This is a genomic window from Streptomyces sp. NPDC002057 (genome assembly GCF_040296665.1).
In the GTDB taxonomy this organism is placed as follows: Bacteria; Actinomycetota; Actinomycetes; order Streptomycetales; family Streptomycetaceae; genus Streptomyces.
On the sequence record NZ_JBEOXR010000022.1, the window covers coordinates 16942 to 42146 of the forward strand.

Consider the following 25205-nt stretch of genomic DNA (forward strand, 5'->3'; position numbering starts at 1 on the left):
TTCGGCGCGGCCGTCACGGCCCGGAGTCGGCCTCCGGCTCCGGTACGCTCCGTGGGGTGCGAGTGCTCGTTGACCCGGATCGTCCCGGTGTCGCCCCTGAGGTGACTCCGGGTCCGGGAATGTGCGCCGTTCGCGCCCCCAGGAGGCGCTGTGCGCGCTCCTGTTCGACTCCCCGCGGCGCGCGTCGCACAGTATGGACCACGCGTACTCCTTCGCGCTGGAATATGCCCGAAGCGCTTGTTGCGGTGACTGTACGTCAACCATGCTGTCTCGCAAGGGAATCACGTTCCGTTAGGGCGTCGATGGCTGTGAGGCGCGAGGCGATGTGTCCGCCGGTTCGGATGGTGTGAGCGGTGCAGGTGCTTCAGGTTCAGTTGGAGGTCGGGCCGGACCCGGCGGAGGTGGGGCGAGCCCGGAGATGGGCCCGGTCGCGGCTCGCCGGATCGGGCATAGGGGACGACGAGTCGCTGGCCGACACGCTGGTGCTGATCATCTCCGAGCTCGTGACCAACGCCGTGGTGCACACCGGCTGTCCGGCCGTGCTGCGGATGCTGTTCGCGGCGGAGGGCGGGGTGCGGGTCGAGGTCGCCGACACGAGCGACCGCCCGCCGCAGCCCCGGCACGCGAAGGGCGAGGACACCAACGGGCGCGGCCTGGAACTGGTCGACGGACTCGCCGACCGGTGGGGCTGGCAGCCCGAGGGCGCGGGCAAGAGCATCTGGTGCGAGGTCGACCGGGCTCCGGTCGCGCCCTCGTCGATTCCGGGGGCGTCGGTGGCCACCGGGGCGTCCGTGTCGCCCGGACGGGTGCACTGTTGACGACGCGTGGGGTTCTGTCCACCCTGGGATGAGCGATCCGTGGCGAGGGGAGCCGAGGGCCGGGGGCCCTCGGCGTGTGCGGGTCGTGGCCGGATGGCGGCTCCCCCGCGGTGGTTCGCCCGCGGGGGACCCCCCCTGCGCCGTGCCGCGCTGGGGGCGCGGGGCCGCGCCGCCCGTCCTCCGTGTTCGGGGTCCGGCCGGTCAGAGGACGGCGACGGGTGCCACCGGTGTGCCCGTGCCGCCGACGAAGGGTTCGGGCATCGCCGAGAGCAGGAACGCGTAGCGCCGCTCTTGTGCACAGGCTGTGGACAGAGATTCCAGATTCCAGTTCTGCCCCTGGAGCATCCCCATCTCGACCAGGTCGAGGGCGTGCACGGGCAGCCACAGGTCCTCGATCTCGGGCGGGAAGATCTCGAAGGTGAGGGTGTCGTTGGCGACGGCCGCGACGTCCCGGGCGTGGAACCACTCCGGCGTACGGACCGAGAGGCCGGGTGACGGGAAGGCGTACCCGTGCCGGTCCCCGGCCAGGTACAGCTGGATCTGGCCCGTCCGCACGAGCACGACGTCACCGGACCGGACGGTCACCCCGCCGAACTCGGCCGCCTCGTCCAGGTCCTCCGGGGTGACGGCGTGGTCGCCCGGCAGCCGCTCCACCCCCTTCGCGGCGGCCACGTCGAGCAGGACGCCGCGCGAGACGAGATGGCGGGCCGTGTGGATGCCGCTGAACGCGGAGCGGCCGTGCGGGGTGATGGAGTCGGCGGGCCGGCCGTTGTAGATGCGGCCCGAGTGGGAGGCGTGCGTCAGGGCGTCCCAGTGGGTGCCGGCCTGGAGCCCGAAGGTCACGGCATCGTCGCTGGTGGCGACCGTGCCGGGGCCGAACAGCTCCTGGTTGACCTGGACCATGACGTGGAGCGGGTTGACCCGGCCGGGGATCATGCCGGTCTGCACGCCGTCCTGCTTCAGGTCGACGGCGAGGGGGACGCGGAGGCCGGAGCGGACGGTGGCGACGGCGTCCCGCACGACCTCGTCCGTGACGAGGTTGAGCGTGCCGATCTCGTCGTCCCGGCCCCAGCGGCCCCAGTTGTTGACGCGCTTGGCGATCTCGTGGAATGCGGCGGGCAGAGACATCGGGGGCCTCCGGGGTCTTGTGGACCAGTATCTGACGGACCGTAGAATCCTGACGACGCAAGAATCTAACGGACCGTCAGAAACTGCGGGAAGGGGCCGGGCGTGGGGAACTTCTTGGCTGGCAAGGTCGTCGCCGTGACGGGCGCGGGACGGGGCATCGGCCGCGCCGTCGCCCTCGCCTGCGCGGCGGAGGGCGCGAAGGTCGTCGTCAACGACTACGGGGTCTCCATCGAGGGGGGCGAACCGACCTCCGAGATCGCGCTCTCCGTCGTGAAGGAGATCGAGGCCGCCGGCGGCACGGCGGTCGCGGTCGCCGACGACATCTCGACGATGGCGGGCGGACAGCGGGTCGTCGACCTCGCCCTCGCGGAGTACGGGCGGCTCGACGGGGTCGTGTGCGTGGCGGGCATCCTGCGCGAACGGATGCTCTTCAACATGTCCGAGGAGGAGTGGGACCCGGTCGTCGCCACCCACCTCAAGGGCACCTTCACCGTCTTCCGGGCGGCCTCGGCCGTCATGCGCCGCCAGGGCACCGGAACCCTCATCGGCTTCACGAGCGGCAACCACCAGGGCTCGGTGGCCCAGGCCAACTACTCCGCGGCCAAGGGCGGGATCATCTCCCTCGTACGGTCGGCGGCGCTCGGCCTCCACAAGTACGGGGTCACCGCCAACGCGGTGGCGCCGGTCGCCCGGACCCGGATGTCGGCCAACGTCCCCATGGAGCTCGAGGAGATCGGGGAACCGGAGGACGTGGCGGCGCTCGTCGTCTACCTGCTCTCCGAACGGGCCCGGCAGGAGAGGATCACCGGCCAGGTCTACACGATCGCGGGCCCCAAGATCGCGGTCTGGGCCCAGCCCAGGGAGCTCCGCGCGGGCTACGCGGAAGGCGGCGCGTGGACCCCGGAACGCATCGCGGACTTCCTGCCGGGGACGGTGGGGGTGGACCCGATGCCGATGCTGACCCGCCTGGAGGAGATGGCGCGGGCCGCCGCCGCCGGAGCCCGCCCCAACGCCGGTACGGGGGAGGCGTCATGAGGGGCGTGGTGTTCGACGGGAAGCGGGTCCGGGTCGTCGACGACCTGGAGGTGCGGGCGCCCGGGGCGGGGGAGGTGTCCGTGCGGATCGCCGCCGCCGGCCTCTGCCACAGCGATCTCTCCGTCGTCGACGGGACGATCCCCTTCCCCGTGCCCGTCGTCCTCGGCCACGAGGGCGCCGGCGTCGTCGAGGCCGTCGGCCCCGGCGTCGCCCACGTGGAGCCCGGCGACCACGTCGCCCTCTCCACCCTCGCCAACTGCGGTGCGTGCGCCGACTGCGACCGGGGGCGGCCCACCATGTGCCGGAAGGCCATCGGGATGCCCCAGCGGCCGTTCTCCCAGGACGGCCGCCCGCTCTACCAGTTCGCCTCGAACTCGTCGTTCGCCGAGCGGACCGTCGTCAAGGCCGTCCAGGCCGTGAGGATCCCCGAGGAGATCCCGCTGACCTCCGCCGCCCTCATGGGCTGCGGAGTCCTCACCGGCGTCGGGGCCGTCCTCAACCGCGCCAGGGTCGGCCGGGGCGAGACCGTCGTCGTCATCGGCACCGGCGGCATCGGGCTCAACGTCCTCCAGGGCGCCCGGATCGCGGGCGCCCCGACGATCGTGGCCGTCGACACCAACCCGGCGAAGGAGGAGGCGGCCCGCCGCTTCGGGGCGACCCACTTCCTCACCTCCACCGACGGCGTGCGGGAGATCCTGCCCACCGGCGCCGACCACGTCTTCGAGTGCGTCGGCCACACGGGGCTCGTCCGGACGGCCATCGACCTCCTCGACCGGCACGGGCAGGCGATCCTCCTCGGCATGACCGCGCCGAAGGCGGAGGCCACCTTCCTGCCCGCCGCGATGTTCCTCGACAAGTCGGTCCTCGGCTGCCGCTACGGCTCCTCGCGACCGCAGCGGGACATCCCGCTGTACGCCGGGCTGTACCTGTCGGGCAGGCTGCTCCTCGACGAACTCGTCACCGCCACCTACCCGGTGGAGGAGTTCGCCCGGGCCGTCGAGGACGCCGAGCGGGGCAAGGTCGCCCGGGGGGTCCTGACCTTCTGAGCGGGGAGGCGCGGGGGCGGGGGCGCCGCCGGGCGGGGGCTGCCCGAGCGTCGGCGGGGACCGCTCGGGCGTCCACGGAGACCGTCTGGGCTTGCACGGAGACCGTCCGGGCTGCCACCGGGGCCACTTGGGAGGCCGGCGAAACAGGCTGGGCACCAGGGGCGTACGCCATTACGGTCCTGGGCATGTCCTACCGCGAACTCGCCACCCGCCCCGTCCTCGTCTGGTCGGCCGTCACCGTCGCCGGGCGGCTGCCCGTGGCCATGGCGCCGCTCGCGCTCGTGTTCCTGGTGCGCGAGCGGCCCGGCGGGTACTCGCTCGGGGCGGTGCTCGCCGCCGCGTACGTCATCGGCGAGATCGTCGCCGCACCCGTCCTCGGCCTGCGGATGAACGCCGAGCGGGCCCGGCCCCAGCTCGTCGCCGGACTCGCGGTCGGGGCGGCCGGGTTCGCGGGCCTCGGCCTCGTCCCGCACGCGCACCCCGTCGTGCTCGCCGCCCTCGCCCTCCTGGCCGGCGCCGGGCCCGCCGCCGTACCCGGCGGGCTCCGGGCCCTCCTCACCAGCCTGGTCCCGGAGCGGGCCGTCACCCAGGCGATGAGCATGGAGTCGGTGCTGACCTTCGGCATCTGGGCGGCGGCGCCCGCCCTCGTCGCCGGTCTCGCCCTCGGCGTCGACCCCGCCGTACCCCTGCTGCTCATGGCGGTGCTGATGGCCGTGTCCGTCCCCGGCCTGTGGGCGCTGCCGCAGGGCTGGCGGCAGGCCGCGCGGGAGGACGGCACCTCGCTGCGGCGGTCGCTGCTGCGCGCCTGGCCGGTGTACGTCCTGGGGGCGGCCGGCCTGACCCTGCTCGCGCTCGCCGAACTGATCCTGCCCGCCCTCCTCGAACAGCGCGGGATCGGCATCGGCTGGGCGGGACCCCTGCTCGCCGGGTTCTCGATCGGATCGGCGGTCGGCGCGTTCCTGTACGGCCTGCGGGGGCACTGGCCGGGCCCGCTGGCCGTTCAGTCGCTCGTCCTGGTCCTCGCGGTCGCCTCCGGCGTCGCCCTGGTCGCCGTCCTGCCGTGGACGGCGGCGATCGCCGTGGCCCTGGTCGCCGCCGGGCTCCTCCAGGCCCCCGCCATGCTCACCCGGAACCTGGCCCTGCGCCAGCTCCTGCCGCCGTCCGCGCTCGCCGCCGGGTACTCGGTGATGTACGCGGCCGTCGGCGCCGGGTACGCGGCGAGCGGCACCCTGGCGGGCGGTCTGCTCAAGGTCGTGGCGCCGTCGACGGCGATCCTCTGCGGGGTCGCCCTGACCGTGCTGCTCACGGCGGTCGGCGCGGTGGGGGAGCGGCGGCTCCTGCGGCGGGAGCCGCGGCCTCAGGGGGAGGTCTCGGGGACGGCCGTCCGGAAGGTCCGCCGGTAGGACGTCGGCGTCACCCCGATCGCGCTCATCAGATGCACCCGCAGCGACTGGGCCGTGCCGAAGCCCGCGTCCCGCGCGACCCGGTCGACGGGCAGCTCGGTGGACTCCAGGAGGTGCCGGGCGCGTTCGACGCGCTGCTGGGTGAGCCACTGGCCGGGGCTGATGCCGACCTCGTCGCGGAAGCGGCGGGTGAACGTCCGTATGCTCATCGCCTCCTTCTCGGCCAGGTCCCGCAGCTGGATCGGCTCGTGGAGGTGGGCGAGGGCCCAGGCCCGCGCGGTGGTCGTGGTGTGGGTGCCGGCCTCGGGCAGGGGCCGTTCGATGTACTGGGCCTGACCGCCGTCCCGGTGCGGCGGCACGACCGTCCTGCGGGCGACGTCGTTGGCGACGGCCGTGCCGTGGTCGCGGCGCACGATGTGCAGGCACAGGTCGATCCCGGCGGCCACGCCCGCCGAGGTGAGGACGTCGCCGTCGTCGACGAACAGGACGTCCGCGTCGACCCGTACGCGCGGGAAGAGCCGCTGGAAGTGCGCGGCGGAGGACCAGTGGGTGGTGGCCGGACGGCCGTCGAGGAAGCCGGCGGCGGCGAGCACGTACCCGCCGGTGCAGATGGAGACGAGCCGGGTGCCGGGCCGGATGTGGGCGAGCGCGGCGGCCAGCTCCCCGGTGAGCCTGCCCTCGTCGTAGACCGGGCCGAGCTCGTACGAGGCCGGTACGACGACGGTGTCGGCGGTGGCGAGCGCCTCCGGGCCGTGCTCGACGTGCACGGAGAAGTCGGCGTCGGTGGGGACGGGCCCGGCGACCGGGGCGCAGGTGACGATCTCGTAGAGCAGGCGGCCCGAGGCGTCCCGGGCGCGGCCGAAGATCCGGTGCGGGATGCCCAGCTCGAAGGGGAGGAGGCCGGGCAGCGCGAGAACGGCGACGCGGTGCGGCGCCGGCACGGTCGGCGCGGGCGGCGCCGACGGGGACGGCACGGGCGGGTGGGGTCGCGACGGCACGGGCGGTGCTCCCTCCTGAACTGCGTGGCTGGTCGGAAAATCACTGGTGGTCCAGACCACCTGGGTGATAGGTCAGCTGTCCGTGACGGACAACACGTACAAGTCTGAGGCCGCCGAGCGGATTCCCGCCCCGGCCGAGCCGCCCGCACTGTGGAACCGTAACTTCCGGCTCTTCTTCGTCGCCCGGGCCGTCGCCGTCTTCGGCGAGGGCATGGTCCCGGTCGCCTTCGCCGCCGGTCTCCTCGGCGCCGGACACTCCGGCGCCACCGTCGGCTACGCGCTCGGTGGCTGGACCGCCGCCTTCGCGCTCTTCGTCCTCTTCGGCGGCGTCCTCGCCGACCGGTTCACCGCCCGCCGCATGATGATCCTCGCCGATCTGCTGCGGCTGCCCGGAACGGCCGTCCTCGCCGTCTCCTTCGCGCTCGGCAGCCCACCCCTGTGGGCGGTCTACACGCTCTCCGCCCTCAGCGGTGTCGGCGCCGCCCTCTTCCAGCCGGGCGTCGCCTCCACCATCCCCCGCATCGCCCCCGACGTGCAGCGCGCCAACGCCGTCCTCCGGGTCGTCGAAGCCCTCATGATCATGGCGGGTCCGGCCGCCGCCGGTCTGCTCGTCGCCGTGTGGAACGCGGGCGCGGCCTTCGCCGTCAACGGCGTCACGTTCGCGGTCAGCGCCCTCTGCCTCGCCCTCATGCGGATGGCCCCGCTGCCCTCCGACTCCCAGAAGCGCGACTCGCTCGGAGCCGAACTCGTCGGCGGCTGGCGCGAGTTCAGGGCCAGGAACTGGCTCTGGGGGGTGATCGCGATCTGGACGGTGTACGGGCTGACCGTCGCCGGACCCATGGTGCCGCTCACCGCGAGCCTGGTCACCGAGGACCACGGCTCGGCCACGTACGGCGTGCTCATGGCCGTCAACGGGGCGGGCAGCGCCGTGGGCGGTCTGCTCGCCCTCCGGCTCCGCCCCCGCCGCCCCCTCGCCTCGGGAGCGGTCGCCCTCCTCGGCCTCCCCGTGAACCTCGCCCTCCTCGGCCTCGGCGCACCGGTCGCGCTGCTCGGCGCCGGCCAGTTCATCGGCGGGGCGGCCTTCGCCTTCTGGCTGGTGATGTGGTCCACGGCCGTCCAGACGCACGTACCGCAGGAGGCGTTGAACCGGATGCACGCGTACGACGTGGCGGGCTCGCTCCTGATGATGGGCGTCGGCCGCACGCTGTCCGGGCCGGTCGCGGCGGCGGTCGGCACGGAGGAGGTGCTGCTCACGGGGGCGGGAATCGCGGTCCTCGTGGTGGGCGCGCTGCTGGTGGTACGGCCGATCAGGACGCTGCCGAGGGTGTAGGGCTGCCGGGGCCTCGGGGCCTCGGGGCCTCGGGGCCTCGGGGCCTAGGGGGCTCGGGGTCGGTCGGGCTCTCCGGCCCCGCCGCGTCCGGGTCCGGGTCCGCATCCGGGTCCGTGCCCCGACCCCCGACCGGGTCCGTGTCCCGACCCCCGACCGGGTCCGTGTCCCGACCCGTGTCCCGATCCGTTCGAAAGCTGTCGTCCGGGCCAATGGTCGGGGGTCGGCCGGGCCGGGATGCTCGGTGGCATGGCCCAGACAACCGAGACGCCCGCCCGTACGCCCGACGGCCCGGCCCCCCGTACCCCCCGCACGTCCCGTGTCCACCGCGCCTGGTTCGTCGCGGCGGTCACCTTCGTCACGATCATCGGCGCGGCCGCCTTCGCGTCGCTCCCGGGCCTGCTGATCGAGCCGCTCCACGAGGAGTTCGACTGGTCGCGCGGCACGATCGGCTTCGCCGTCTCGGTGAACCTCGCCCTCTACGGCCTCACCGCCCCCTTCGCCGCCGCCCTCATGGACCGCTTCGGCATCCGCCGGGTCGTCGCCGTCGCCCTGACGATCATCTCCGTCGGCTCCCTGCTCACCGTGTGGATGACGGCCGCCTGGCAACTCGTCCTCTACTGGGGCGTCCTCGTCGGTCTCGGCAGCGGTTCCATGGCCCTCGCCTTCGCCGCGACCGTCACCAACCGCTGGTTCGTCGCCCGCCGGGGCCTGGTGACCGGCATCCTCACCGCGGCCGGGGCCTCCGGACAGCTCGTCTTCCTCCCGCTCCTCTCCTGGCTCGTCGAGCACCACGGCTGGCGCCCCGCCGCCGTGACGGTGGCGCTCGCCGCCCTCGCGGTCGTCCCCTTCGTGTGGCTGCTGCTGCGCGACCACCCGGCGGACGTGCGGCTCGCGCCGTACGGCGGGGAGTACGCCGACAAGCCCGCCCCGGTCGCGGGCGCGGCCCGCCGCGCGGTCACCGTCCTGTTCAATGCGGCCCGCACCGGCCCCTTCTGGCTCCTCGCGGGCACCTTCGCGATCTGTGGCGCGTCCACGAACGGTCTGGTCAAGACGCACTTCGTGCCCGCCGCCCATGACCACGGGATGCCGGTCACGGCGGCGGCCGGACTGCTCGCCGTCATCGGCGTCTTCGACGTCGTCGGCACGATCGCCTCGGGCTGGTTCACCGACCGCTTCGAGGCGCGCCGCCTGCTGGCCGTCTACTACGCGCTGCGCGGCGTCTCGCTCCTCTTCCTGCCGATGCTGCTCGCGCCGACCGTGCACCCGCCGATGCTGTTCTTCATCGTCTTCTACGGCCTGGACTGGGTGGCCACGGTGCCGCCGACGATCGCGCTGTGCCGGGAGCACTACGGCGAGGACTCGGCGATCGTCTTCGGCTGGGTCCTCGCCTCCCACCAGGTGGGCGCGGCGGTGGTCGCCTTCGCGGGCGGCGTGGCCCGCGACGTCTTCGGCACGTACGACCTCGTCTGGTACGCGTCGGGCGCGCTGTGCGCGGCGGCGGCCCTGATGGCGCTGGTGATCAGGCGACCCCGGACGGAGACGCTGTCCGTGACGGGAGCATGATGATCGCCGGGGGGTGATCGTCGATGAGCGGTCCTGTGGAAGGTGCCGGGAAGGTGCGCGGCGAGGGGCGTACGACCCTCCGGATGCTGGGGGCCTCGATGCTGGCGCTGGCCCTGGAGGCGGCGCTCGCGCTGCTTCTGCTCGCGCTGTTCGGGGACGCGGGGCAGCCGGAGCCGGGGGAGGAGCGCGTCAGCGCGCTGACCCTCCTCGCGCTCCCGTTCCTCATGGTGCTGGCGCTGATTCCGGCCGTCGCGGTCTCCGCGGTCCTCGTCCTGCCGGCCGTGCTCCTCGGCGAGGGGCTGACGCGCCGGCTGGGCGGGCGCGCGACGGGCTGGCAACTGCTGCTCACGACCGCGGCCGGGGCCCTGGCGTGGCCGCTCTTCGGCTGGCCCGGTTGGCTGGTGGGCACGGCGTGCCTGACGGCGGCGGTCCTCGTCACCCGCCACGCCCGGCGGGGCTACTTCGTCGTGCTGCTGGTGTGGGGGACGGTCGCGGTGCTGACCGTGTACCTGCTCGGCACGGCGGGCCTGTACACGGGCGTCATCGAGGCCTGAGGCGCGCGCCTACCCGCTGAACCGTCCGAACCGTCCCCGGTGGAACAGCAGCGGGTCCCCGTCCTCGGCCGCGCCGAGTGCCTCCACGCGGCCCACCACGATCAGGTGGTCGCCGCCGGTGTGGACGGCGGTGATCGCGCAGTCCAGCCAGGCGGGGGCGGCGGGCAGTCGCGGGGAGCCCGTGGTGGGGGCCGGTACCCACTCCACGCCCGCGAACTTGTCCGCGCCGCTCACGGCGAAGGACCGGCACAGCGGGCCCTGTTCGGCGCCGAGGACGTTGACGCAGAAGGTGCCCGCCGCGGCGATCCGGGGCCAGGTCGTCGACGTGCGGGCGACCATGAAGGCGACCAGGGGCGGGTCGAGGGAGAGGGAGGCGAAGGACTGGCAGGCGAATCCGGCCGGTCCCTCCGTGTCGAGGGCGGTCACGATCGTGACGCCGCTCGCGAAGTGACCGAGGACGCGGCGGAACTCGGCGGGTTCGACGGGCGGTCGCTCGTCCTCCCGTACCGCGCGCAGTACCGGTCGGGGCAGTGGTTCCACGGCCGTCGGCGAACCGGCCGCTCTCAGGTGTCGGACGGCGGTGGCCGCCATCCCCGCGTGTCCCATCATCCGTTCATTGAAGCTGACGGATCGTCAGATAGGAAGCCCCCGGGGGCGACGGTCCGGCCGCCGCCCCCGGGGGCTTCCAGGGTCGTGACTCAGCCGGCGACGGCCCCCGTCGACCGGGTCCAGGCGACACCCGAGAGGTGCCCGGTCCGGTGGGCGGTCACCTTGACGGTGATCTTCGCCCCGCGCTGGGCCTTCGCCAGGGTGAGCGTCGTCCGCGTCGCCCCGCTGATCGCCCGCCCGTTCGCGTACCACTGGTACGTGTACGAGGTCGGCGCCGGCGCCCACGTCCCCCGGTTCAGGGTCAGCGTCCGCCCCACCTTGACGGTGCCGGTGAGGGAGGGGGCCTTGGTGGCCTTCGGCGCGAGGCCCGCGGCGACGGTGTAGCCGACCGTCGTGTGGGCGCCGCTCAGGTGACCGGTGCGGTGCGCCGTCACCGTCACGGTGAGCTTCTTGCCGACGACGGACGCGGGGACGACATACGTCGAACCGGTCGCGCCCGCGATCGCCACGCCGTTCGCCCGCCACTGGTAGGCATACGAGGTCGGCGTGGGCGACCAGGTGCCGGCCACGGCCGTCAGCCTGTCGCCCACCCGGGTGGCGCCGGACATGTACGGCACCTTGGTCGGCTTGGGGGCGAGAGCCTTCACCACCACGGACCCGCTGACCGCCGTGACGACCGGGTGCCCGGCCTTGCGGGCGGTCACGGCCACGGACAGCTGCTTGCCGAGGAGCGTCGACGGAAGCGTGTACGTGGCGGCCGTGGCCCCCGCGATGGCGACGCCGCCGGACCGCCACTGGTACGTGTACGCGTCGGCGGCGGGCGTCCAGGTCCCGGCCGTCGCCGTCACCTTGCCACCGACGACGGCGGTGCCGGTGACGGTGGGGACGGCGCCGGCGCGGATCGGGGCGACCACGGTGACCCGGCCGCGCTGGTACGTGTCCCCGTCGTGCGTGACCACGCTCAGGTTCAGCGCGGCGCGCGGCGCGTTCGTCAGGTCCAGTGAGACGTCCATGCTCCGGCGGTCGGGCGCGACGGAGACCGTCGTCGACCGGGTGCGGTAACCGCTGCCGGAGACCTCCACGACGTCCTTCTCGTGCAGGGCCGTACCGGTGACCCTCATCGTGACCTTCCCCGCGCCCACGGTGCCGGGGGTGACGGCGGTGACGGTGGGGGACACGGTGCCGCAGCGGCTCGGGCAGTGGGCCGTGGCCCGCACCTGGACGGGTGCCTGCGAGGGAACCGACGGCAGCCCGATCACGAGGGTGGTGGGTCGGGGCACGTAGGTGTGGTCCTCCTCGGCCGGCACTCGGCAGTTGTAGTAGCCGCTGCCGGGCAGGGGAGTGCAGGCGTTCTGCCGGGTCGCCCCGTCGTACAGCCAGGGCGTCGGCGACTTGTGGAGCTCCCCCGCCGGCGGGAACGACAGCTTCAGCCAGTCGTTCGAGGCCGTGGGGAGCACCGCGCAGAGGGTGGGGCGCTGTTCGGACAGCGTGCCCGCGACCTCGAAGCCGTAGGTGACGTCCGGGACCTTCGCGCACTCCGGCGCGGGACCGGCGGCGGTGCCGACGCGGACGGCGTCCAGGCGGTAGACGGGGGCGGAGGTGTCGCCGTTCCCGATGTGGACGATCGCCCGGTAGGCGGTGGAGCCGGTGACGGCACAGCCGGGGCGCGCGTCCTCGCAGGCGACCCCGCCGTCGGCGTCGTACACCGCGAACGCGGTCGCGAGACCGGCCGAGGTGTAGCGGGCGTTCAGGTGCAGGGTGTCACGGGCGTCGGCCGTGGTCACCCGGTGGCAGACGTAGTCGCCGGACGAGGCCGGGACGCCCTCGGCGGACGGGGCGCCGACCTTGCCGGCCGAGGTGTCGACACAGCCGGACGCGGCGTCGGTGATGTCCCGGCGGACGAGGGTCTGGTCCCAGGGCCAGTCGCCGGGGACGAGGACCGTGTACGCCTCACCGGGCGTCAGGGAGCAGCCTTCGGGGACGCCGTCCCATTCGATGTACCCGCAGACCGTCGTGCCGCTCTCGTCGAGGACGCTGAAGCCGTAGGAGAGGTCGTCCACGGTGGTGGTGAGCAGCTCACGCGTGGAGTGTTCGTCCGCCGGGATCGTCAGGCAGGTGTCGGGGCTGCCGGCGGGCACGGTCACCCCGGCCGGGTCCGCGCCGAAGTCGCCGGCGGGGAAGGGCAGGCAGTCGCCCGCGCCGCCCGCGTCCTGGGCGGCGGGTGCGGCCGCGAGTGCCGTCCCCGAGGGAAGCATCGGGCTCAGCAAGGCGGTGAGCAGGGCGGGAACCAGGAGAAGGGATCTTCCGGATCTTCGGGATCTTGTGCGCGAAAGCGCGGAGTTGTGCATTCCGTTCCCCCCGGAGCGGCAGTGTGTGGCATATGCGCGACACACTGTAGGGCCCCGGTACGACAGCCTCCGCCACCGCCTCCGCCGACGCCCCGCGTACCCTCTCCGTCCCGGCCTGCGCCGACGCCGTCCTCCCCGCCGCCCCCGCCCCCGCTACCGCCCCTCGTACCGCGCCTCCCGGCGTTCCACGAAGCTCGCCACGCCCTCGCGCGCGTCGCGCGTCGTCATGTTGATCTCCTGCGCCGTCGCCTCCGCCGCGAACGCCGTCGTGCGATCCGTGTCCAGGGACGCGTTCACCAGCTGCTTCGTCAGGGCGAGGGCGCGGGTCGGGCCCTGCGCGAGGCGTTCCGCCCATGTGCGGGCCGTCTTCTCCAGCTCGTCCGCCGGGACCACCCGGTTCACCAGGCCCAGTTCCCGCGCCTCCGCCGCCGTCACCGCGTCGCCGAAGAACATCAGCTCCTTCGCCCGCTGCGGCCCGATCAGCCGGGTCAGCAGGTACGCCCCGCCGCCGTCCGGGACGAGCCCCCGTCGTACGAACACCTCGATGAAGCGGGCCGAGTCCGCCGCGATCACCAGGTCGCACGCGAACGCCAGGTGCGCGCCGATCCCCGCCGCCGTCCCGTTCACCGCCGCGATCACCGGCTTCTCGCAGTCCAGTACGGCTCCGACGAAGTGCTGGGCCCCGCGCCGGATCGTGCGCGCCACGTCCCCGGCGACCCGGTCGCCGAGCGACGGCGCGCCCCGCAGGTCCGCGCCCGCGCAGAAGCCCCGGCCGGTGGCGGTGACGACGACGGCCCGTACGTCCGGGTCGGCGGAGGCCTCGTCGAGCAGGGCGATGATCCGCTCCCGCTGGTCCCAGGTGACCGCGTTCATCGCCTCGGGGCGGTTGAGCGTGATCCACGAGACGCCGTTCTCGACGGTGTGCAGTACATCGGTCATGACGGGTCTCCTCAGCGACAGACCGCCAGCGCGTCCAGGGCCACCGCGCCCTGCCCGCGCGGCAGCACCATCAGCGGGTTGATGTCGAGTTCGGCGAGGTCGCCGTCGAGTTCGAGGGCCATCCGCTGGACCCGCAGGACGACTTCGACGAGCGCGTCCACGTCGGCCGGCGGCGCACCCCGTACACCGTCGAGGAGGGCCCGGCCCCGCAGTTCGGCGAGCATCGAGCGGGCCTCGCGCTCCTCGAACGGCGGGACGCGGACGGCCGTGTCGTCGAGGACCTCCACCAGCACCCCGCCGAGGCCGACCGTGACCGTCGGGCCGAAGAGGTCGTCGCGGGTCACCCCCACCACCATCTCGACCCCGCGCCCGACCATCTGGCAGACGAGGATGCCGTCGAGGTCGATCGACTCGAAGCGGGCGATGTCGGTGAGTTCGCGGTACGCGTCCCGGACCTGGCTCGCCGAGGTGAGCCCGACCTTGACCAGGCCCAGCTCCGTCTTGTGGGCGAGCTGCGCGCCGGAGGCCTTCATCACCACCGGGTAGCCGACGAGTCCGGCCGCGCGGACGGCCGCCGCGGCGCTGGTGACGAGCTGCTCGCGCGGTACCCGTATCCCGTACGCCCGCAGGAGCTGCTTCGCCGCGTGCTCGCTGAGCCGCCGGCCGGGCCGCATGAGGGCCTGGGCCTTGCGGAAGGAGGGGGAGGGGGTGCGGGGCGCCTCGTCGAAGGGGGAGCGGTATCCGGCGCTGAAGCGGTGGTGGTCGAGGTAGGCCTTCACCGCCCCGATGCAGTTGGAGAAGGTGCGGAAGGTGGCGACGCGGGAGGAGCCGAGGAGGGTCGTGCGGTAGGCCTCCTCCGTACCGACCGGCGAGCCCCAGACCACGCACACCAGTTTGTCCGTGGCCTCGGCGGCGTCGACCAGGTCCTGGGCGAGCTTGTCGCTCATGGGCGGGAACGGGCCGGTGATGGGACAGATGAGGACGCCGACGGAGGGGTCGGCGAGGATCGCGTCGATGATCTTCCGGCCGCGCCAGTCGCCCACCGGGTGGCCGCCGTTGTCGACGGGGTTGGCGACGTTCAGGTACTCCGGTATCCACTGGTGGAGTTCGTCCTGCTTGGCCTGCGGCAGGGTGGGGAGTTCGAGGCCGGCCGCCGTGGCGAGGTCGGCGAAGTGGGCGCCGGTGCCGCCGGAGATCGAGTAGACGACGACGCCGTCGGCGCGCGGCCGGCGGGCGCGGGCGAGCAGGGCGGCGGTGTCCTGGAGCTGGTCGAGTCCGTCGACCCGGATCACCCCGAACTGGCGCATGGCCGCGTCGACGACCTGGTCGGCGCCGGTGAGCTTGCCGGTGTGGGAGGCGGCGGTACGGGCCCCGGTCTCGGTGCGGCCGACCTTCACGGCGACGACCGGGACGCCGTGGCGGGCGGCCCGGTCGGCGGCGAGGAGGAAGGAACGGCCGTCCTTCAGCCCCTCGACGTAACAGGCGATGGCGCCGACCTCGGGCCGTCCGGCGAAGTACGAGAGGAAGTCGGCGGTCTCCAGGTCGGCCTCGTTGCCGGTGGGTGCCCAGTGCGAGAGGCGGACGCCGAGCTCCTGGAGGGTGAAGACGGGCCGCCCCTGGTGGCCGGACTGGGTGATGAGGGCGACGGCGGGACCGTCGAGGTCGTCGCGGAAGCGCTCGAAGGCGTTGAGGTTGGTGTTGGGGCCGAGGAGGCGGAGCCCCGAGCGGCGTACGGCGGCGGCGAGACGCTCCTGCGCGGCGGCCCCCGCCGCACCGGTCTCGGCGAAGCCTGAGGCGAAGGCGACCGCGAACCTCACCTTGGTCTCGGCGAGCTCCTCGATGACGGGGAGCGGGTCGGCGACGAGGAGGACGGCGAGGTCGACGGGCTCGGTGAGCGCGGAGACGGAGGGCACGCAGTCGATCCCGAACACGCTGGTACGGGTGGGGTGGACGGGCACGAGCCGGGCGCCGACCCGCTCGGCCCAGGCGAGCAGCTGCCGGGTGATCCCGGTGTTGGGCCGGCCCTCGGTGTCGGAGGCGCCGACGACGGCGACGGACTCGGGCCGGAAGAACCGGTCGAGATCGGGTACGGCGGCGTGCAGCGGGCGTCCGCTGACGTCCTGGTCGCCGGGGGCGGCGGTGACACCGTGCACGGTGTCCCGGGGCGCCTCGCCGCAGGCGACCACGCGGGCGCGGAGATCGGTGGTGAAGGTGCCGTGAGTCGATCCAAGCATGTGTTCCGCCCGCCCTTCACCCATCCGTATACACCTGACGCTCAGTCAGATTACAGAACTGACGGCCAGTCAGGAATGGGTGTGCGTGAAGGAGTACCGACGGGTACGGCGGAAGGGCCCCTGGGCCCTTCCGCCGGGGCGGGTCAGTAGGCCCAGCGCTGGTTGTTGCCGCCGTTGCACTCCCACTGGATCAGGGGAGTGCCGTTCCCGCCCCCGAAGCCCGAGGCGTCGAGGCAGAGACCCGAGACCCGGTTGCGCAGGCGGAAGCTCGAATTGGGCAGGTTCTCCACCCTCCACTGCTGGTTGTGGCCACTGTGGCAGATCCACTGGATCGCCTGGACGCCCCACTCCCTGGTGCTGTTCGGGATGTCGACGCAGCCGTTGTTGCCGTTCGCCAGCCGGACGTAGCCCTCGCCGGCGGAGACGAAGGTCCACTGCTGGTCCGGGTTGCCGTTGCAGTCCCACAGGATCGCCGGGGCGCCGTTGAACGCCGCCTGACCGTAGATCGCGAGGCACTTGTTGTCGGTGCCCCAGGCGCCGATGGAGGTGCCCGCGGCGGACGCCGACGGCGCCCCCGCCACCATCGTGCCCACGACGGCCGCCAGCCCGGCGACCACGGCGGAGACGCGGCCAAGAGAACGAGACATTCGGATACTCCTCGATGGATGAGTGCGGGTGCGGTGACGCGCTCAGGAGGTGGTGCGTCCCTCGCGGATCGAGTCTGGCGACGGCCCGCCCTCCGGGTCTTGGACAAAAGCGAAGGGCCCGCCCTCCGGGTCTTGGACAGAAGCGAAGGGCCCGCCCTCGTCCTGCGGCACCGCCGGCCACGGGCAGCCGAGGGCGAAGGTGTCCAGGAAGAGCCCGGGAGGCATGCCCGTCAGCGCCCTGAACTCGCGCGCCAGGTGGGCCTGGTCGCAGAATCCGGCGACGGCCGCGGTCTCGGCCTGCCCGCCGCCCGCCGACAGCAGCCCGATGGCCCGGTCCAGGCGCAGCGCGCGGGCCAGGCGCTTCGGCGTGAGTCCGATCTGCTCGCGGAACCTGATCTCCAGCTGCCGTCGGCTCCACTGGGTCCTGGCCGCGACGGCGTGGATGGGCAGGGTGCCCGCGGTGCCGGTGAGCAGGTCCCAGGCGTGCAGCACGGAGGGGGCGGGCGCGCGGGCCGCGCCGGCGCACGTGGTCCACCGCAGCAGCTGGAGGTCGAGGAGCGCGAAGCGGGTGCGCCAGTCGGGGGCGGCGCTCATGGCGTCGGTGAGGTGGGGCAGGGAACGGCCCATGACCACGCCCGCCTCCACCACCGCGTCGGCGAGTTCGCCCATCGAGGCGTCGAAGAGCCGGCGGGCGACCCAGGGGAGGAGGCTGACCTCGATCCCTTCGGTGACGCCCCGGTGGCAGAGCACCTTGGGTCGCATGTGTGGCCCGTAGACCACGGCGCTCCGGGAGACCGCCCGGGTGGCCTCTCCCGAGTGGCCGGTCGTCATCTCCCCGTCGAGCGTGAGGAAGAGGGAGACGCTTCCCTCGGGGGCGAACAGGCGCCGGTGGGCCTCCCCTCCGGTCAGGCGGTAGCCGCGGTAGCCGATGACGCCGGGCCGTAATCGGCTGTCGGGCCGTGCGAGGACCAGCTCGCAGTCTCCCCGGGGACACATGTGTCGTCGCATCTCTCTTCCCCCCTGCGACCCGGTGTCGGACACCGGGTCGCGGTCAGGTCCAGGTCAGGTCTAGACCATTCTGGGGGAGGGGGCGCACCAAGGGGGGCGAAGGGTGTGAAGCGCCCCGGCCATCCCGCCCCGCTGCGTCCGGGCGGCTGTCCCGTCCCGCCCCGCTGCGTCCGGGTCGCGGCGCGGGAGCGCAGTCAGCTCCGGGTCTCGCCGCGGGAGCGCGCGATCCGTCGTGCGATCCTCTCCGCGTCGATCGCCAGCTCGCGGAACATCCCGCTGATCGGGTTCGTGAACCCCGTGAAGTACAGGCCGGGCGCCTCGCGCGGGCAGCGCGCCCCGTGCGCGACCGGCCGTCCGCGCCCGTCGAGGACGTCCAGGTGGCCGACGAGGGGCTCCAGGGCGCGCCGGTAGCCGGTCGCCGCGATCACCGCGTCCGGGGCGATCCGGGTCCCGTCGGCGAGGACCACCTCGCCGCCCTCGAAGGCCTCGACGGCGGCCACGATCTCGACCTTCCCCGTCCGTACGGCGTCGATCAGGCCCACGTCCTGCACCGGCACCGCGCCCTCGCGCATGCGTGTCGCGAGGCCCGTGTCCGGCCGGGGCAGCCCGTACGCCGAGAGGTCCGGCGTCCCGACGCGGGCCATCACGGCGCCCATCCGGTCGACGAGGGCCCTCGGCAGCCGGCGCACGAGGATGCCGGTGCGCTGCGCGGGCCAGCCGGCCGTCGTGCGCTTCACGATGTGCGGGGCCGTCCGCACCGCGAGCCGCACCCGCTTCGCGCCGCCCTCGGCGAGGTCGGCGGCGATCTCGGCGCCGGTGTTGCCGACGCCGACGACGAGGACGTCCTTCCCGGCGTACGGCCCCGGGTTGCGGTAGGTCCGGGCGTGGCTCAGCTCGCCCCCGTACGTGTCGCGGCCGGGCCACTCGGGCAGGCGCGGGGTGTGGTTGAACCCGGTGGCCACGACGACCGCGCGGCCGACGAGCCGCCGCCCGCCGGTGGCGTGCAGGACCCACTCCCCCTCGGACCGCTCGACGCGGAAGACCTCGACGCCGGTGACGACCTCCAGCTCGTGCTTCTCGGCGTACTTCTCCAGGTAGCGCACGACGTCCGCGCGGGCGACCCAGCGTCCGAAGGAGCGGGGCATCCGGAGGCCGGGGAGGGCGGAGAGGCGTCGGGTGGTGTGCAGGCGCAGCCGGTCGTAGTGGGCGCGCCAGGAGGCGCCGACGGCGTCGGACTTCTCCAGGACGACGGCCCGGACGCCCCGCTCGCGCAGGGCGGCGGCGACCGCGAGTCCGCCGGGGCCGCCGCCGATGACGTAGACGGGGTGGGCGGGGGAGTGCTGGGGGGTGGTGGCCATGAATGCTGAGCGTAATGACGTGTACACGTAGTGGGTCTCGACGGAGAGGGATTTCGGTTGCGAATCGGTCACGCCCGCCGGAATCCCGCCCACCCCGGCCGCGCCCGTCCTTCCCTCCGCGCCCGCCTCTCGCGCGCGGGAGTCGCGTGCGCCCTTCCCCTCCGTGGCCCGCCTCTCGCGCGCGAGACCCGCGTCCGCTCTTCCCCTCCGTGCCCGCCTCTTGCGCGCGGGGCCCGGCCTGCGCTGAACTGACGTACCGTCAGATCCGGCTCGTCGAGGGGACGCGCATGCAGACCGTCTGGCTCACCGGCGCCGAATGGCTCGCCGTCCTCCGCATCGGCCTCGGCCTGTGGTGGCTGGAGAGCTGGCGCCACAAGGACAGGAAGGGCTGGTTCGAGCGCGGCACCGGCATCGCCTGGGCCGCCGACATCGCCGGCAGGCACAGGTGGTCCCCGGTCAGGAAGGGCTTCGACTCCGTCGTCGCCCCGCGCCCCAAGCTCATGGCGTACGTCGTCGTCTACGCCGAACTCGCCCTCGGGCTCGGGCTGGTCTTCGGCCTCCTGACCCCCGTCGCCCTGATCGGCGGCCTGCTCCTCAATCTCCTCTACCTCGTCCTCATGATCCACGACTGGGCCGAGCAGGGGCAGAACGCGATGATGGCGCTCATCTCCCTCGTCGCCCTCTTCGCGATGTCCTGGCAGACCTGGTCCCTCGACCACGCGATCGGACTCTTCGGATGACGGCCACCCCGGACATCGACGCCTTCACCCGTCCCTACTGGGACGCCGCCGCCGACGGGCACCTGCTGCTGCGCCGCTGCGCGGCCTGCGACCGCGTCCACCACTACCCGCGCGAGTTCTGCCCGCACTGCTGGAGCGAGGACGTCGGCTGGGAGCGGGCGAGCGGCCGGGCCACCCTCTACACCTGGTCGGTCGTCCACCGGAACGACCTCCCGCCCTTCGGCGAGCGCGTCCCGTACGTCGCGGCCGTCGTCGATCTCGCCGAGGGCCCGCGCATGATGACGGAGGTCGTGGGCGTGGACCTCGGAGCGGACGGGGTCGGCAGGGGCGAGGGGGACGCGGGCGGGGGCGACCTCCGGATCGGGATGGAGCTGGAGGTCGCCTTCCGGCGGGACGGGGACGTGACCGTCCCCGTGTTCAGGCCGTCGGCTCCACGCTCAGAGGGCTGAGATGTTCCGCCACACCTGGCTGCTCTCGGCGCCGCCGCAGGTGTAGGTCGTCACGAACGACCCGGCCGACAGGCACTTCCCGTCGCTCATGTTCTTGATGGTCCGCCCGGCGGACGTCGAGGAGAGGACCTTCCAGGACTGCGGGGAGGAGCCGTTGCACGCGACGACGGTGACGCTCATGTTGCCGCCCGGCTGGAGGCAGCGTCCGCTCGTCCTGTTGATCAGGCGGAAGGTGCCGTTCGCTCCGGGGGAGTAGGTCCAGGCGTACCAGTACGTGCCGTTCCCCTGGGAGCCGCACGCGGCGGAGGTGACGAGGGGGCCGAACCCCCCGTCGAACTCCGCCATGCAGTTGCCGGTGGACCCGTTCTCCAGGGAGTACGTCCCCGAGGGCGCCGAACCGCCGCCGCCGCTCGTCGGCCGGGGCGTGGGCTTCTTGGTGGTCTGCGTCGGCCGGGGCTGCGTGGGCGGACGGGTCGTCGCGCCCCCGCCGGAGGCGTCGGAGCCACCGCCGCCGGACGGGTCGGAGGGGGTGGTGCCCCCGCCGGAGCCGTCTCCGCCGCCGGCCCCACCGGGCTGGGTGCCGGTTCCGCCCACGCCGCCACCGCCCACGCCACCGCCCACGCCGCCGCCACCGCCGCCGTTCGCGGGCGGGGGCGGGAGCGGTGCGCCGGGGGAGGAGCCGGGCGGCTTGGCCGAGGGCGGCTTGGAGCCGGGCCGGGTCGTGGCGGACGGGGACCCGGGTGTCGCCGACGACGGCGTCACGTTCGCCGGCTGCGACGCCACGGCGGACGGCGACGAGGAGCTGTCCGGGGCGGCGCCGAGGCGGCCGATCTCGTACGGGCCGAGGGCGACGGTCAGAGTGGTGCCGGTCGCCACGACGACGGGCACGGCCAGCATGACGAAACGGTTCCGCCGCCTCTCGCGCGGGCCCCGGGCGCCCGAGCCTGTGGCGGCGAGCGGATCGGGCGAGGCGGTCGCGGGCTCCGCCACCTTCGCCTGCGGGGTGAGGGGCGCCGTGGCGACGTCCTCGGCGGGCTCGGCCTTCGCCAGCTCCGCCAGGTGCTCGGCGGAGGGCGTCTCGGCGGCGAACGCGGCCCGCTCGGCTATGCGGGCGCCGACGGCGGCGGGCCAGACCACGCCCTCGGCGCGCTCGGAGGCCCGCTCCACCAGCTCGGCTGCGGTCGGGCGGTCGTCCGGGTCCTTGGCGAGGCAGCTCCGGAGGAGCTCGGCGAGCTCCGGCTCGGACTCCGTGAGCCGGCCGAAGTCCGGCTCGCCGTGGACGACGCGGTAGAGCAGGTCGGGGCCGGAACCGTCGCCGAAGGGCGGCCGGCCGTTCGCCGCGTACAGGAGGAGGCTGCCGAGGGCGAAGACATCGGCGGCACCCGTCAGCCGCCGGTCGGCGACGGCCTGCTCGGGCGCCATGTAGGCGGGCGTGCCGATGACCATGCCGGTCTTGGTGAGCCGGCTCTGGTCGGCGGCGCGGGCGACGCCGAAGTCGATGAGCGAGAGCCCGGAGGAGGTGAGCATGACGTTGGACGGCTTGAGGTCGCGGTGCACCATGTCGGCGCCGTGGACGACGCCGAGCCCGGCCGCCGCCTCGCGCAGCAGCCGCCAGAGTGCCTCGCCGGGCAGCGGGCCGCCGTGCAGGCGGATGGCCTCGTTGAGGGTGATCCCCGGGATGAACTCGGTCGCGAACCACGGGGGCTTCGCCGTCCGGTCGCTGGCGAGGAGCTTGGTGTTGGCGCCGGCGGGCAACCGGGCGAGGTTGTCGAGCTCGTGCCCGAAGTGACGGAGGAAGTCCACGTCCTCGGCGAGCATGGGCAGCACCCGCTTCACCGCCGCGAACTTCCCCGGCACGGCGCCGAGATAGACCCTCCCCATGCCGCCCGACCCGAGCACACCGAGAAGTCTGAACGCCCCGATCTGCCGGGGGTCGCCCGACTCCAGCGGCATTGCCCCGCTGCCGCTCAAACTGTCCAAACTAGAGTTGTTTTCCAGTTCCCCCTGCATGGGCGCCACAGTAGCCGAGCGCGATTCCGATCTGAACGGCAGCCAAGTACTCGGTGTGAAGCCGTGATTGGCGGCCGGCCCCGCCCCGGTACAACCTTCGGGCCCCGACCGAGGTCAAACGCGTGAACCACTGACCAAACAAACCAAAGGGGAGATTCGTGGCACGTACGCATCGCGTGGCTCTGGCGATCGTGGCCGCCCTGGCCGCCGGGGTCGCGCCCGCCGCACTGGGCGGGGCGACGGCGGCCGCCGCCACCCCGTCCCCGACGGCCGGGGCGACGGCCGGAGCGACGGCCGGAGCGACGGCCGGGCAGACGACGGAGACCGGGACGGTCGTCCAGGAGGGCGGCCCGCTGGTGGTGCCGTCCGGCGAGGAAGTGGTGACCACCCGCGTCACCGTCACCCTGCCGGAGGGCGCGCGCGGCCCCGTGAAGGCGCGGCTCCTCCTGCCGATCACCTGGGAGTTCGCGGGTGACGCCTGGGACTTCCACTCGGACATCAAGGCGACCTGCTCGGTCAACGGCGGCGCCCACCAGCCCTGCGACTGGCTGCAGCCCGCGGAGGGGCCCAACCACGGCCCCTACGTGGCCACCCTGCCCTCCGTCGAGGCCGCGACCACCCTCACCTACGACATCCGCCTCGAAACCGGTATCGGCGCACGTCGGTACGGGGACGTCCACGGCACCCTCGAAGTCGGCGCGGGCGGTGCTCCCGACCTCGCGTCCGGACCGGTGGTCTTCCAGTTCGCCCGCACCACCCCGGCCGCCGCCCTGCGGACGACGGTGCTCGCCCGCGACAAGGCAGGTGTGCTCTGGCAGTACGAGAGCACCGGCCTCCACGAGAAGCCCCTCAAGCCGCGGGCGCGGATCGGCGGCGGCTGGAACGTCTACACGTCGATCACCACCGTCGGTGAGCGGACGGCGGCGGGCGAGGGCGACCTCGTGGCCCGGGACAGGGCCGGCGTCCTCTGGTTCTACGAGGGCTCCGGCAACCCGGCCGCCCCCTTCAAGCCGCGCGTGCGCGTCGGTGGCGGCTGGAACGCGTACACCGCGATCAGCGCCCGTGGGTGGGACGGCCTCATGGCCCGGGACAAGGCCGGGGTCCTCTGGTTCTACCCGCCGAACTACGGGTCTCCCTCGGCCCCCTTCCAACAGCGTCAGCGCGTCGACGGCGACTGGAACGCCTACAGCGCCCTCGTGGGCCGGACCCTCGGCGACGGCGTCGTGACGCGCGACACGGCCGGAGTGCTCTGGTCGCACCGGGCCGCCTGGCAGCGCCCGGGATTCATGCCGAGGACGCGCCTCGGCGGCGGCTGGAACGCCTACGACCGCATCGCCTACGCCCGGAACCTCGCCGGCTCCCGCGACGGGGACTACCTCGCCCGCGACAAGGCAGGCCACCTGTGGTTCTACGAGGGCCTCCAGCGCGACGGCAACCTCGTCCCGTCCCCGACCCGCAGGGAGATCGGCTGGGGCTGGGGCATCTACGACACGATCCTCTGACCCGTCGGCGGCCGGATCGACGCCCGGATCGACGCCCGGCCACAACCTTCCTGGCCGTTCGGAGGTCGGAGAGGTGACCTGGATGTACGGGAGAGCGGCATCGCTCCCCCGCGTCCCGAGGAACCCTGGGGAGATTCGTGACACGCATACGTGTGGCTCTGGCGATCGCGGCGGCCCTGACCGCCGGTGTCGCGCCCGCGGCACTGGGCGGAGCGGCGGCGGTCGCCGCGCCCCCGGCCGCCGTGGCGGCGACGGAGACCGCGGCGGTCGTCCAGGAGGGCGGCCCGCTGGTGGTGCCGTCCGGCGAGGAAGGGGCGGTGACCACCCGGATCACGGTCACGCTCCCGGCGGCCCTCACCGGCCCCGTCAGGGCACGACTGCGTCTGCCGGAGCCGACGTGGGACCTGCCCGACATCGACACGCCCGCCTACGAGCCCGTCACCCCGACCTGCTCCGTCAACGGCGGTGCCTTCTGGGCCTGTCCGTGGGACAGCCCGGGCAACGAGGTCGTCTTCCCGGCCACCGACGCCGCGAGGACGGTCACCTACGACGTGCGGGTCGACGCCGACAGCCGCGCGACCGTGCTGGGGAACCTGACGGCCACCCTCGAAGTGACCGACGGGGCCGGAGCGGTCATCGGCAGCGGGCCCGTCGCCTTCCGCTTCGCCGCGGGCACTCCCGAGGACTACCGGCGGACCACGGTCCTCGCCCGCGACAAGGCGGGAGTGCTCTGGCAGTACGAGAGCACGGGCCGCCCCGACAAGCCCCTCAAGCCGCGGGCGCGGATCGGCGGCGGCTGGAACGTCTACACGTCGATCACGACCCTCACGCACCGGACGGCGGCGGGCGAGGGCGACCTCGTGGCCCGCGACAAGGCCGGGGTCCTCTGGCTCTACAAGGGCTCCGGTAACCCTGACGCCCCCTTCAAGCCCCGCGTCCGCGTGGGAGGCGGCTGGAACACGTACACCGCGATCATCAGCCGCGTGGGCGGTCTGGTGGCCCGGGACAAGGCCGGCGCCATCTGGCACTACAACGCCGCCAGCCCGAACGACCCCCGGGCGCCCTTCGAACCGCGCCAGAAAATCGGCGGCGGCTGGAACGACTACACGGCGCTTGTGGGGAACTGGAGCAAGTACACCGCCGTGGCGCGTGACCGGGCCGGCGTGCTGTGGTCGTACGGCTTCGTCTACCCGATACCGGGAGGCGACTTCCTGGGGTTTGAGTACGCACCCCGCGTGCGGGTGGGCGGCGGCTGGAACGCCTACGACCGCATCGCGCTCGCCGGGCAGCTCAGCGGCTCCTCCCAGAACGACTTCCTCGCCCGCGACACAGAGGGCCGCCTCTGGCTCTACGAAGGCGTCGGCGACGACCTCGTCCCGGCGTCGACCCGCAGGCAGATCGGCTGGGGCTGGGGCGTCTACGACACGATCCTCTGACCGTGAGGGTGGGCGTCCGGGTGCGGCGCCGGGGTGTTCACGGTCCACAC

21 protein-coding genes are annotated in these 25205 nt (G+C 73.7%); 11 read left to right on the forward strand and 10 right to left on the reverse strand.

Features of this window, described 5'->3' with window-relative positions; translation table 11 throughout:
* Nucleotides 1-353 precede the first annotated feature (353 nt).
* Nucleotides 354-818, forward strand: coding sequence for an ATP-binding protein (locus tag ABT129_RS18795; protein ID WP_351902233.1), 465 nt, complete (start codon nt 354-356; stop codon nt 816-818).
* A 201-nt stretch (nt 819-1019) separates the two neighbouring features.
* Here the strand turns inward: ABT129_RS18795 and ABT129_RS18800 are convergent, their stop codons facing one another.
* Nucleotides 1020-1946, reverse strand: a complete 927-nt coding sequence (locus tag ABT129_RS18800; protein ID WP_351902236.1) for a cyclase family protein — start codon at nt 1944-1946, stop codon at nt 1020-1022.
* A gap of 102 nt (nt 1947-2048) precedes the next feature.
* Here ABT129_RS18800 and ABT129_RS18805 point away from each other — a divergent pair, with 102 nt between their 5' ends.
* The 3 genes from ABT129_RS18805 to ABT129_RS18815 all read left to right on the forward strand — a co-directional run bounded on the left by ABT129_RS18805 (nt 2049) and on the right by ABT129_RS18815 (nt 5430).
* Nucleotides 2049-2981, forward strand: a complete 933-nt coding sequence (locus ABT129_RS18805) for an SDR family NAD(P)-dependent oxidoreductase (protein ID WP_351902239.1) — start codon at nt 2049-2051, stop codon at nt 2979-2981.
* Nucleotides 2978-4027 (forward strand): Zn-dependent alcohol dehydrogenase, encoded by a 1050-nt coding sequence (locus tag ABT129_RS18810; RefSeq protein ID WP_351902242.1) that lies wholly within the window; start codon nt 2978-2980, stop codon nt 4025-4027. Before ABT129_RS18805 ends, ABT129_RS18810 begins: the two co-directional genes overlap by 4 nt.
* 185 nt (nt 4028-4212) lie before the next feature.
* Complete coding sequence (locus tag ABT129_RS18815; RefSeq protein WP_351902245.1) at nt 4213-5430, forward strand: MFS transporter; 1218 nt, start codon at nt 4213-4215, stop codon at nt 5428-5430.
* Here ABT129_RS18815 and ABT129_RS18820 read toward each other — a convergent pair.
* Entirely contained in the window at nt 5385-6404 is a 1020-nt protein-coding gene (locus tag ABT129_RS18820) for a GlxA family transcriptional regulator (RefSeq protein WP_351902440.1), read from the reverse strand. The genes ABT129_RS18815 and ABT129_RS18820 overlap by 46 nt on opposite strands.
* Before the next feature lie 100 nt (nt 6405-6504).
* On the opposite strand from ABT129_RS18820, the gene ABT129_RS18825 reads away from it, so the two are divergent.
* From ABT129_RS18825 to ABT129_RS18835, 3 genes are all read left to right on the forward strand, one after another.
* Nucleotides 6505-7758 carry an MFS transporter gene (locus tag ABT129_RS18825; protein ID WP_502981810.1) on the forward strand — a complete coding sequence of 418 codons (1254 nt, stop codon included), beginning with the start codon at nt 6505-6507 and terminating at the stop codon, nt 7756-7758.
* Between the two features lie 246 nt (nt 7759-8004).
* Nucleotides 8005-9321: an MFS transporter gene (locus ABT129_RS18830; RefSeq protein WP_351902248.1), complete on the forward strand. Its 1317-nt coding sequence runs from the start codon at nt 8005-8007 to the stop codon at nt 9319-9321.
* Nucleotides 9322-9344: 23 nt separating this feature from the next.
* Nucleotides 9345-9875 (forward strand): hypothetical protein, encoded by a 531-nt coding sequence (locus ABT129_RS18835; RefSeq protein WP_351902251.1) that lies wholly within the window; start codon nt 9345-9347, stop codon nt 9873-9875.
* A 9-nt stretch (nt 9876-9884) separates the two neighbouring features.
* On the opposite strand, the gene ABT129_RS18840 is transcribed toward ABT129_RS18835, so the two are convergent.
* From ABT129_RS18840 to ABT129_RS18870, 7 genes are all read right to left on the reverse strand, one after another.
* Nucleotides 9885-10484: a flavin reductase family protein gene (locus tag ABT129_RS18840; protein ID WP_351902254.1), complete on the reverse strand. Its 600-nt coding sequence runs from the start codon at nt 10482-10484 to the stop codon at nt 9885-9887.
* A gap of 89 nt (nt 10485-10573) precedes the next feature.
* Nucleotides 10574-12739: a hypothetical protein gene (locus tag ABT129_RS18845; protein WP_351902257.1), complete on the reverse strand. Its 2166-nt coding sequence runs from the start codon at nt 12737-12739 to the stop codon at nt 10574-10576.
* Nucleotides 12740-12985: 246 nt separating this feature from the next.
* Nucleotides 12986-13771: an enoyl-CoA hydratase/isomerase family protein gene (locus ABT129_RS18850; protein ID WP_351902260.1), complete on the reverse strand. Its 786-nt coding sequence runs from the start codon at nt 13769-13771 to the stop codon at nt 12986-12988.
* An 11-nt stretch (nt 13772-13782) separates the two neighbouring features.
* Nucleotides 13783-16005, reverse strand: coding sequence for an acetate--CoA ligase family protein (locus tag ABT129_RS18855; RefSeq protein WP_351902263.1), 2223 nt, complete (start codon nt 16003-16005; stop codon nt 13783-13785).
* 143 nt (nt 16006-16148) lie between these two features.
* A complete protein-coding gene (locus ABT129_RS18860) occupies nt 16149-16652 on the reverse strand; it encodes an RICIN domain-containing protein (protein WP_351902266.1) in 504 nt (167 codons plus the stop codon).
* Nucleotides 16653-16694: 42 nt separating this feature from the next.
* Entirely contained in the window at nt 16695-17660 is a 966-nt protein-coding gene (locus ABT129_RS18865; RefSeq protein ID WP_351902269.1) for an AraC family transcriptional regulator, read from the reverse strand.
* Between the two features lie 194 nt (nt 17661-17854).
* Nucleotides 17855-19018 (reverse strand): flavin-containing monooxygenase, encoded by a 1164-nt coding sequence (locus ABT129_RS18870; protein WP_351902272.1) that lies wholly within the window; start codon nt 19016-19018, stop codon nt 17855-17857.
* A gap of 287 nt (nt 19019-19305) precedes the next feature.
* Here ABT129_RS18870 and ABT129_RS18875 point away from each other — a divergent pair, with 287 nt between their 5' ends.
* Together ABT129_RS18875 and ABT129_RS18880 are read left to right on the forward strand one after the other, a co-directional pair.
* Nucleotides 19306-19758 (forward strand): DoxX family membrane protein, encoded by a 453-nt coding sequence (locus ABT129_RS18875; RefSeq protein ID WP_351902275.1) that lies wholly within the window; start codon nt 19306-19308, stop codon nt 19756-19758.
* Complete coding sequence (locus ABT129_RS18880) at nt 19755-20207, forward strand: Zn-ribbon domain-containing OB-fold protein (RefSeq protein ID WP_351902278.1); 453 nt, start codon at nt 19755-19757, stop codon at nt 20205-20207. The genes ABT129_RS18875 and ABT129_RS18880 overlap by 4 nt, the downstream gene beginning before the upstream one ends.
* Here the strand turns inward: ABT129_RS18880 and ABT129_RS18885 are convergent.
* On the reverse strand, nt 20196-22178 hold the full coding sequence (locus ABT129_RS18885) for a serine/threonine-protein kinase (protein ID WP_351902281.1): 1983 nt from the start codon (nt 22176-22178) through the stop codon (nt 20196-20198). The genes ABT129_RS18880 and ABT129_RS18885 overlap by 12 nt on opposite strands.
* A gap of 197 nt (nt 22179-22375) precedes the next feature.
* On the opposite strand from ABT129_RS18885, the gene ABT129_RS18890 reads away from it, so the two are divergent.
* Both ABT129_RS18890 and ABT129_RS18895 read left to right on the forward strand, forming a co-directional pair.
* On the forward strand, nt 22376-23719 hold the full coding sequence (locus ABT129_RS18890) for a hypothetical protein (RefSeq protein WP_351902284.1): 1344 nt from the start codon (nt 22376-22378) through the stop codon (nt 23717-23719).
* A gap of 137 nt (nt 23720-23856) precedes the next feature.
* Nucleotides 23857-25155, forward strand: a complete 1299-nt coding sequence (locus ABT129_RS18895) for a hypothetical protein (RefSeq protein WP_351902287.1) — start codon at nt 23857-23859, stop codon at nt 25153-25155.
* Nucleotides 25156-25205 lie beyond the last annotated feature (50 nt).